An 8,751-nucleotide genomic window follows, 5' to 3' on the forward strand; every position below is an offset into this window, starting at 1 on the left:
TTTGGAGGAATACCCAAGTCCGGCTGAAGGGATTGGTCTTGAAAACCAACAGGGGCTTAACGGCCCGCGGGGGTTCGAATCCCTCTTCCTCCGCCATTATATTTAAAATACCAAGACTAATGATATAGATAAAGCAAGTATTCAATGAAAAATTTGGATGCTTGCTTTTTTAATGCGCTTTTCTACATATTCGAAATTTAAGTTAGGCTAAGTACTTTTATATAGAAAAAAAGATGTAAGGTCATTTCCGTAAATTTATCAAAGAAGTACATGATTATGATGTAACCATCTATAATTTGAGCCCCCCTAATAACGCCAACTCATTGTTATAGGTGGTTTTGGTTTTAAATATTTAGATTGTAGCCCTGTAGTCGACGAACAAAACACCCTTTTATGAAAACCTTTACAAAACTTGTATAGACAAGTTATACTTCTAGTAATATCTAAAGTTTAATTATAAGGGAGTGAATCATCATGGCTGTTAAAAAGAAAGATGTACAAGATATCGTCGAAGCTATTGGGGGCAAAGACAACTTGGACACAGCAACACATTGTGTGACACGTCTAAGACTGGTCTTGAAAGATGATGATAAAGTAGATAAAGATAGATTGAGCAATAATGATTTAGTGAAAGGACAATTTAAAGCAGACAACCAATACCAAATCGTTATTGGACCTGGCACAGTAGATGAAGTTTACAAGCAATTCATCCAAGAAACAGGTGTCAGTGAAGCATCTAAGGATGATGCAAAAGCGGCAGCGGCGAAGAAAGGAAATCCGATTCAAAGGTTGATTAAGTTATTGGGAGATATCTTTATACCGATTTTACCTGCAATCGTAACTGCTGGTTTACTGATGGGGATTAATAACTTACTGACGATGGAAGGGTTATTTGGTCCAAAGCCACTGGTAGAACAATTTCCGCAGCTAGGTGATATTTCGAATATTATTAATGTCATTGCAAGTACAGCGTTCATATTCTTACCCGCGTTAATCGGTTGGAGTAGTATGCGTGTGTTTGGTGGGAGTCAAATTCTCGGTTTGGTTTTAGGCTTGATTTTAATGAATCCACAGCTTGTATCACAGTACGATATAGCGAAAGGTCATATTCCAACCTGGGATATACTTGGTTTAGAAATTAAGCAATTAAACTATCAAGGACAGGTATTACCGATCTTGCTTGCTGCATATGTATTAGCGCAGATTGAAAAATTCTTAAATAAATTTGTGCATGATTCAATTAAAATGTTGGTCGTTGGACCTGTAGCACTATTGATTACAGGGTTCTTAGCATTTATTGTTATTGGTCCTGTTGCGTTATGGCTAGGTACTGGCATCACAAATGGCGTAACATTTGTGTTTGAACATGCTGGTTGGTTAGGTGGTGCCATCTATGGTTTGTTCTATGCACCATTAGTTATTACTGGTTTACACCATATGTTCTTAGCAGTTGATTTCCAATTAATGGGTAGTCAGCTTGGTGGCACATATCTGTGGCCAATTCTTGCAATTTCTAATATCTGCCAAGGTTCTGCAGCATTTGGTGCTTGGTTCGTTTATAGAAGACGTAAAATGGTCAAAGAACAAGGTTTAGCAATGACTTCAGGCGTTTCAGGTTTCTTAGGTGTCACAGAACCTGCACTATTTGGGGTGAATTTACCACTGAAATATCCATTTATCGCCGCGATTTCAACTTCTTGTATCTTAGGTGCAGTATTAGGTGCGACGCGTGTGCTAGGTAGTGTTGGTGTTGGTGGTCTTCCAGCATTTATTTCAATAAAAAGTGAATACTGGGGAGTATATTTAGTAGTGACAGCTATAGCATTTGTAGTTCCTGCCATATTAACAGTATTCCTATCAAGATTTAGTAAAGAAGAAGCGAAAGAAATGGTTGAAGAATAGGCGTCAACGACAGAGAAGTACAATTAAACTCGCTAAAATTACTTAGCGGGTTTCTTTTTTAAAATATTAAAAGTAGAGGTGGCAATAATATGCAACAAAATGATTGGAGAAAATCAGTCGTTTATCAAATTTATCCGAAGTCATTTAATGATACGACTGGTAGTGGTGAAGGTGACTTACAAGGAATTATTGAAAAATTAGATTATATACAATATCTCGGTGTGGACTATATTTGGCTAACACCGGTATATGAATCGCCTATGAATGATAATGGTTATGATATTAGCAACTATTATAAAGTGAATGAGAAGTTTGGGACAATTGAAGATTTAGAAATGCTAGTGGCTGAAGCGCATAAAAGAGATATCAAGGTTATGATGGACATCGTGATCAACCATACGTCAACAGAGCATGAATGGTTTAAGCAAGCATATGCTGATAAAAATAGTCCTTATAGAGATTATTATTTCTTTAGAAGATCGGCAAATGAAGAACCACCTACGAATTGGGAATCCAAATTTGGTGGAAATGCCTGGAAATATGATGAAAAAACGGATGAATATTATTTACATTTATTTGATGTGACACAAGCAGATTTGAACTGGGATAATCTTGAAGTCAGACGTGTGCTATACGACATCATTAATCACTGGATTGATTTTGGAATAGATGGTTTTCGATTCGATGTCATTAACCTCATTTCAAAAGGTGAATTTAAAAACTCCGAAAAAATCGGCAAAGAATTCTATACAGATGGTCCACGTGTTCATGACTATTTACACGAAATGAATCAGCAAACATTTGGTGATAAACAATTAATGACTGTTGGCGAAATGTCTTCGACAACCATAGATCATTGTGTGAAATATACTTCGCCTGAACGACAAGAATTAAGTAGTGTGTTTAATTTTCATCATCTTAAAGTAGATTATGTAGACGGAGAAAAATGGTCGAATGCTAAATTAGATTTTCATAAGTTGAAAGACATTCTAATGGAGTGGCAACTTGGTATTTATGAAGGTGGCGGTTGGAACGCGATATTTTGGTGTAATCACGATCAGCCTCGTGTCGTTACGCGTTTTGGTGATGACACATCTGAACCACTACGTAAACAAAGTGCTAAGATGCTAGCGACTGTACTGCATATGTTGCAAGGGACGCCATATATTTACCAAGGCGAAGAAATTGGTATGACGGATCCAGGCTTTAATGATATTAAACAGTATCGTGATGTTGAATCTTTAAATGCTTATGACAAAATGAAAGCAGCAGGATATGAGGAGCAAGAAATTTTAACTATTCTTGGACAAAAATCACGTGATAATTCTAGAACGCCTGTTCAATGGACAGCAGGTGAACATGCTGGTTTCACTTCAGGTACACCATGGATTGATATCCCTAATAATTTTGATAAAATAAACGTTGAAGCAGCTGTTGAAGATGAACAATCCATACTTCAGACATATCGACATTTAATTCAATTACGCCATGAGCATGACATTATTACTTATGGAAGTATTGAACCACTATACATGGATCACAATGAATTGTTTATATATAAACGTCATTATAAAGGTGAAACTTGGATAGTGCTTGCAAACTTTTCAAAAGAACGCATAGAAATACCAGAAGGATTAAAGTTAGATGGCGAAGTCATAGTGCAATATGGCCAGTTGATAGATGGAAAGATTGATGGATTTGGCGTCATAGTAGTTGCACATTAATCTATAAAAGGCAGTGAGCGAAACGATGACACAGAAGAAATTTATTACGATATATGAAACATTGCGGAAAGATATTATTGAATCACGTATATCGTATGGTGCTCAATTGCCATCGGAACATGAATTGGTAGAATCTTATCAGGCATCACGTGAAACTGTACGTAAAGCGCTAAATTTACTCGTTAGAGAAGGCATGATACAAAAGATTCGAGGGAAAGGTTCTATTGTTATTTATCAAGGTGTAACAGAATTTCCTTTTGCTGACTTAACCAGTTTTAGAGAAGTGCAACGCGGACTAGGTTTACAGCATGACACAGAAGTGAAGATGATCGAAAGCATTACTGCGGGCGATGTTCCGAGAGTCAAAGAAGCTTTAAATATTAGTATGAATACTGTCTTATGTCATGTGGTACGTACTAGAAAAATAGATGATAGAGTAAAAATCATTGATGAAGACTATCTAATAGAAGAAATTGTGCCGAATGTTACAGCGGAAATTGCTACAAACTCTTTATATCAATACATTGAGGAAACATTAGGGTTGGAAATTAGTTATTCAAACAAATCCATAACATTTGAACCGTTTGGAGAGATGGAGTATGAAGTGTTTGGTGAAATCAATCCAGCCTATACAGCGACGGTACGTGGCATTGTTCATTTAAAAGACACTACGATATTTCAGTATAATATTTCTAAACATTTAGCGACCGAATTTAAATTCAATGATTTTTCTAGACGTCATAAACTATAAATGTACAATGATAAGACTGATGTGTGAAGGATTTTTAAAGGTTTTACTAGCCATGCAAAAGGTAATACTTGCATTCTAATATGAGATTATAGTATGATATATCTTGCCGTGCTAGGTGGGGAGGTAGCGGTTCCCTGTACTCGAAATCCGCTTTATGCGAGACTTAATTCCTTTGCTAAGGGTGCGTTTTTGTGAAGTCTGCCCAAAGCACGTAGTGTCTGAAGATCTCGGTCCTATGCAATATGAACCCATGAATCATGTCAGGTCCTGACGGAAGCAGCATTAAGTGGATCATCGTATGTGCCGTAGGGTTGCCGAGATTTAGCTGTCGACTTTGGTAACGTTTGTGATACGCATTCGAAGCGAAGGTGCACGGTTTTAATTTTTAAAACTAATGAAATCATATACATATATAAAGAGTGACTTATCTTTTGATAGCGGTCACTCTTTTTTTATATTAAAATATAAACAATACTTTGATGGCATATTGGAACCGTCTTAAAACTTGTTGGAAATCGATGTTATGACATTAAAGTCTTGAACTGAACGTTTGGGGGGAAACCAATGCAAATATATTTAAGTACGCTAACTGAAAATGATTATGACACAAGCTTGAAAGCAATCGAAGCAGCATTTGCAGATGTTACAGAGTCGAATCATGATGAACAAAATTTGGTAGCTAAACTGAGGAACGCACCTGAGTATAATTATGAGCTTGAAGTGGTAGCTAAAAATAATGACGGTGATGTGGTCGGTCACATTATGCTATCTGAAATAACAGTCATTAATGGAACGAAGCGATATACTGTTCTGGCATTAGCCCCACTATCAGTATTGCCGGAATATAGAAATAAAGGCTTGGGTAAGGCGTTGATACAAGCTGTAGAAGAACGTGCGAAAACACAAGACTATACAACCATTATAGTGCTAGGTGACCCAAAATATTATAATCAGTTTGGATACGAACCAGCAGCAGATTATGACATAACATGTCCATTTGACGTGCCTTCAGAATATTTCATGGTAAAATTCCTGTGGGATCAACTATTAGAACAGCCTCAAGGTGATGTCGTGTACTCAGAAGCTTTTAATTGATATTCAAAGTACGAAGTTCAATGCTATAATAGTTTGTGAATGCAATTGGAGGTGCGAAAGTGAATTATCAAGCTTTATATAGAATGTTCCGACCGCAGAGTTTCGAAGATGTTGTAGGTCAAGAACATGTAACTAAAACACTACGCAATGCAATTTCAAAAGAGAAACAATCCCATGCATACATTTTCAGTGGTCCAAGAGGGACAGGTAAGACAAGTATTGCGAAAGTGTTTGCGAAAGCAATTAACTGTCTTGAACGTTCAGATGGCGAACCGTGTAATGAATGCGCAATTTGTAAAGGGATTACACGAGGGACTAACTCAGATGTGATTGAAATTGACGCTGCGAGTAATAATGGTGTAGATGAGATTAGAAATATTAGAGATAAAGTAAAATATGCGCCGAGCGAATCAAAGTTTAAAGTTTATATTATTGATGAAGTGCATATGCTAACTACAGGTGCTTTCAATGCATTGCTTAAAACATTGGAAGAACCACCAGCACACGCTATATTTATCTTAGCAACGACAGAACCACATAAAATACCTCCGACAATAATATCAAGAGCTCAAAGATTTGATTTTAAAGCGATAAGCCAGGAAGAAATTGTGGAAAGATTAAAGTTTGTAGCGGAATCGCAAGCCGTTGAATATGATGAAGCGGCATTAAACTTTATCGCCAAAGCATCCGAAGGTGGTATGCGTGATGCATTGAGTATCATGGACCAAGCAATTGCTTTTGGAGATGAACATTTAACGTTAGAAGATGCATTGAATGTTACTGGTAGTGTAGATGCGAAAGCTTTAAATGAATTATTTAAGGAAGTTGTAGAAGGTGATGTGAGAAACGCCTTCTCTACGTATCATCAATTCATCTCACAAGGTAAAGAAGTAAATCGTTTGATTAACGATATGATCTACTTTGTCAGAGATACAATCATGAATAAGACATCTAATGAAGAAACTGAATATGATGCGCTGATGCATTTTGATTTAGAAGTACTTTACAAAATGATTGATATCATTAATGATACACTCGTTTCTATTAGATTTAGCGTAAACCAAAGTGTGCATTTTGAAGTCTTGTTAGTAAAAATCGCAGAAATGATAAAAGAAAAACCAGAAAGTGTTCAAACATTAACGACTACAAGTGTAGCAACAGAACCAAACAATGATGTGTTACTGCAAAGAATGGAACAATTAGAAAGTGAATTAAAAACACTTAAAGCGAATGGTGTAACAACGAGTGCGCAACCACAACAATCAAAACGTTCTACAACTAAAAGTAGTCAGTCTAAAAATGCATTTTCTATGCAGCAAATTGCTAAAGTATTAGATAAAGCTAATAAAGATGATATCAAGCAGCTTAAAGATCACTGGCAAGAAGTGGTTGATCATGCTAAAAGTAATGATATGAAGTCATTGGTCAGTCTTTTACAAAATTCTGAACCGGTGGCTGCAAGTGAAACACATGTACTAATTAAATTAGAAGAAGAAATTCATTGTGAAATCGTGAATAAAGACGATGAAAAACGTGAAAATATCGAAAATGTTGTTTGTAATATTATAGATAAAACCGTTAAAGTGGTTGGCGTACCTGCAGACCAGTGGATGCGTGTGAGATCAGAATACCTTCAAAATAGGAAGCAAGGTACATCAGAAGATACACATAACAATGGTACGGATACAACAGAACCTGAAGAAGTAGACGTAGTTCAGAAAGCGAAAGACCTATTTGGTGAAAGTACGGTAAATATCATAGATGAAGAGTGATACATGACAATGATTAAAAAGGCATGTATAATGAAACGAAAGATGAATGATATTCAATATAATATATAAGTTTTAAGGAGGATATATTTATGCGCGGTGGCGGAAATATGCAACAAATGATGAAACAAATGCAAAAAATGCAAAAGAAAATGGGCGAAGAGCAAGAAAAGCTTAAAGAAGAAAAAGTACAAGGTACAGCTGGTGGCGGTATGGTTACTGTAACAGTTTCTGGTCATAAAGAGGTGCTTGACGTGGAAATTAAAGAAGAAGCGGTAGACCCTGATGATATTGAAATGTTACAAGACTTAGTAATTGCTGCAACGAATGAAGCAATGAATAAAGCTGATGAACTTACACAAGAACGTTTAGGTAAGCATACGCAAGGCTTAAACATCCCTGGAATGTGATCATATGCACTATCCTGAACCAATTTCGAAACTAATTGACAGTTTCATGAAACTGCCAGGCATTGGGCCAAAAACAGCTCAACGTCTGGCGTTTCATGTATTAGATATGAAAGAAGATGACGTTGTACAATTTGCTAAGGCATTAGTAGATGTGAAACGAGAACTTACTTATTGTAGTGAGTGTGGGCATATTACAGAACAGGATCCTTGCTATATATGTCAGGATAAACAACGAGATCGCTCGGTTATTTGTGTAGTCGAAGATGATAAAGATGTTATTGCAATGGAAAAGATGAGAGAATATAAAGGTTTATATCATGTCTTGCATGGATCTATTTCGCCGATGGATGGTATTGGACCAGAAGACATCAATATCCCTAGTTTGATTAACCGACTCAAAGATGAAGAAGTTAAAGAACTTATATTAGCGATGAACCCTAATTTAGAAGGTGAATCGACAGCGATGTATATATCTAGATTAGTAAAACCTATTGGAATTACTGTCACTAGATTAGCTCAAGGTTTGTCTGTTGGTGGCGATTTAGAATATGCTGATGAAGTTACATTATCTAAGGCTATCATGGGCAGAACAGAGATGTAATATGGTTAAAATACAATATGAAGTAAGCGATAAAGCTATCTTAAACAGATAGCTTTATTTTTTTGTAAATAAAATTAAAAAAATGTAAAAGAAATCAAAGTATGGTTATTGAGCAGTAAATCTATGATAAGTGTAGTGTTACAATCTTTAAATTGTCTAAAACCGTACTTTAACAAATATATGTATAAGGAGGTTTGCTTTTTGATGAAAACGTAATGAAACCACGGAGTTATAGTGTAAATTTTACCGTTGTTAAAAGTAAATTAAGCGTGTATAGTATTATCTTGTCGGACGAAACAAAACGACAAACACAAAAACGAAATGAAAAACACAACGAAAAATAATTTTTAAAAGTTCTTGACTTTCTGAGTCAAAGCGAGTAAAATTAATTCTTGTGATTGAAGAAATGAACATTGAAAACTGAATTGCAATATGTCAACGTTAATTCCGAACGCAACATTAAATTGTTGGTTCAAAACAAGTGTTAGAGATAACACAA

7 protein-coding genes, 1 tRNA gene and 1 other RNA gene are annotated in these 8,751 nt (G+C 35.9%); all 9 read left to right on the plus strand.

Annotation, left to right across the window (positions count from 1 at the left end; all coding sequences use genetic code 11):
• Nucleotides 1-3: 3 nt before the first annotated feature.
• The 9 genes from KA893_RS12810 to recR all read left to right on the plus strand — a co-directional run bounded on the left by KA893_RS12810 (nucleotide 4) and on the right by recR (nucleotide 8,252).
• Nucleotides 4-96: transfer RNA gene (locus tag KA893_RS12810), tRNA-Ser, on the plus strand.
• A gap of 378 nt (nucleotides 97-474) precedes the next feature.
• Nucleotides 475-1,902 carry a PTS system trehalose-specific EIIBC component gene (gene treP / locus KA893_RS12815; RefSeq protein ID WP_002484229.1) on the plus strand — a complete coding sequence of 476 codons (1,428 nt, stop codon included), beginning with the start codon at nucleotides 475-477 and terminating at the stop codon, nucleotides 1,900-1,902.
• An 89-nt stretch (nucleotides 1,903-1,991) separates the two neighbouring features.
• The gene (treC, locus tag KA893_RS12820) at nucleotides 1,992-3,626 is read left to right on the plus strand and encodes an alpha,alpha-phosphotrehalase (RefSeq protein ID WP_002484228.1); all 1,635 of its coding nucleotides are present in this window, start codon (nucleotides 1,992-1,994) and stop codon (nucleotides 3,624-3,626) included.
• A gap of 25 nt (nucleotides 3,627-3,651) precedes the next feature.
• Nucleotides 3,652-4,377, plus strand: a complete 726-nt coding sequence (gene treR, locus KA893_RS12825; protein ID WP_011303885.1) for a trehalose operon repressor — start codon at nucleotides 3,652-3,654, stop codon at nucleotides 4,375-4,377.
• A gap of 106 nt (nucleotides 4,378-4,483) precedes the next feature.
• Nucleotides 4,484-4,753: signal recognition particle sRNA large type (gene ffs / locus KA893_RS12830), an RNA gene on the plus strand.
• A gap of 188 nt (nucleotides 4,754-4,941) precedes the next feature.
• Nucleotides 4,942-5,472: a GNAT family N-acetyltransferase gene (locus KA893_RS12835; protein WP_002484226.1), complete on the plus strand. Its 531-nt coding sequence runs from the start codon at nucleotides 4,942-4,944 to the stop codon at nucleotides 5,470-5,472.
• A 59-nt stretch (nucleotides 5,473-5,531) separates the two neighbouring features.
• Nucleotides 5,532-7,244 carry a DNA polymerase III subunit gamma/tau gene (dnaX, locus tag KA893_RS12840; protein ID WP_041079867.1) on the plus strand — a complete coding sequence of 571 codons (1,713 nt, stop codon included), beginning with the start codon at nucleotides 5,532-5,534 and terminating at the stop codon, nucleotides 7,242-7,244.
• Nucleotides 7,245-7,333: 89 nt separating this feature from the next.
• Nucleotides 7,334-7,651, plus strand: coding sequence for a YbaB/EbfC family nucleoid-associated protein (locus KA893_RS12845; RefSeq protein ID WP_002484224.1), 318 nt, complete (start codon nucleotides 7,334-7,336; stop codon nucleotides 7,649-7,651).
• Nucleotides 7,652-7,655: 4 nt separating this feature from the next.
• On the plus strand, nucleotides 7,656-8,252 hold the full coding sequence (gene recR, locus KA893_RS12850) for a recombination mediator RecR (protein ID WP_002484223.1): 597 nt from the start codon (nucleotides 7,656-7,658) through the stop codon (nucleotides 8,250-8,252).
• The last annotated feature ends 499 nt before the right edge of the window (nucleotides 8,253-8,751 follow it).

The organism is Staphylococcus sp. GDY8P126P (assembly GCF_017891965.1).
Lineage (GTDB): Bacteria > Bacillota > Bacilli > Staphylococcales > Staphylococcaceae > Staphylococcus > Staphylococcus saprophyticus.